General features: G+C 74.6%; 1 protein-coding gene. It reads right to left on the reverse strand.

The window, feature by feature from the left end:
• Positions 1–943, reverse strand: a 943-nt coding sequence (locus tag ACJA3G_RS37275; protein WP_406557438.1) for a serine/threonine-protein kinase, incomplete at its 3' end; no start/stop codon positions are given.
• Positions 944–1,209: the final 266 nt, after the last annotated feature.

Here is a 1,209-nt window from a genome sequence, read left to right on the forward strand (position 1 = left end):
GCATGGGGGGCAGGGCGGGCGCGGGTGCCGTGCCGCCCTCGGGGTTCTCCACGTCCAGCAACTGCACGGCCTGGCTGCCGAGTTCGGCGGTCAGGGGTCCGGGGAGCCAGGGGCCCGTCGAGGCGTCCTCGGGGCCGAGGCGCTCCAGGATCTCCGCGAGCGAGGGCCGCGACTCGGGGGTCTTGTGCAGACAGTCGCGTACGAGGTCGCGCAGGGACTCCGGGACGCCGTCCAGCTCCGGGGGCTCCTGGGCGATCCGGAACATCAGCGCGTGCACACCGCTGTCGCTGCCACCGAAGGGGAGCGTGCCGCTGGCCGCGTACGCCAGTACGGAGCCGAGGCAGAAGACGTCGCAGGCCGGGGTGATCCGGTCGCCGCGCACCTGCTCGGGGGCCATGAACCCGGGCGAGCCGACGAGCGCGCCGGTACGGGTCAGGCCCTCGCCGGCGCTGGTCTCCAGGGCGCGGGCTATGCCGAAGTCGATGACGCGGGGGCCGTCGAGGGTGACGAGGACGTTGGAGGGCTTCAGGTCGCGGTGGATCAGCCCGGCGGCGTGGATGTCCTGGAGGGCGTGGGTGAGGCCGCGGGCCAGGACGCGTACGGAACGTTCCGGCAGGGGGCCGTGGTCGCCGCCCACCACGGTGTGGAGGCTGGGGCCGGCGACGTACCCGGTGGCGACCCAGGGGACGGGGGCGTCGGTGTCGGCGTCCAGGACCGGGGCGGTCCACCGGCCGCCGACGCGCCGGGCGGCCCGCACCTCCTGCCGGAACCGGCCGCGGAACTCCTCGCGGGCGGCGAGGTCCTCGCGTACGAGTTTGACGGCGACGGTGCGACCGCGGTCGGAACGGGCCAGATAGACCTGGCCCATGCCGCCCGCGCCGAGGCGCGCGAGCAGCCGGTACGCGCCGATCCGCTGCGGATCCCCGTCGGTAAGCCTCTCCATGGCGCCCGCCGCCCCCCTCGCTCGAACGAGCTCAACGGCCTGAGGATAGTGCGCGGCGGAGGAGAGCCGTCCCGACCTGAGCCAATTTGGCTCGGCCACGGGTTTTTGGCGGACCGGTGGTGGCTTGCTCGCGGCCCCTGCAGGGGGTGTGCTGGCTCGGCCACATCGGTCCGGGGCGGTCTGCGGGTGGCCGTGAGGCCTGTCTTTCGTGTGCGGGCCGGTGGTGGCTTGCTCGCGCAGTTCCCCGCGCCCCTGAGGGGGTCGGG

It is taken from the genome of Streptomyces sp. YS-3 (assembly GCF_045257485.1).
In the GTDB taxonomy this organism is placed as follows: domain Bacteria; phylum Actinomycetota; class Actinomycetes; order Streptomycetales; family Streptomycetaceae; genus Streptomyces.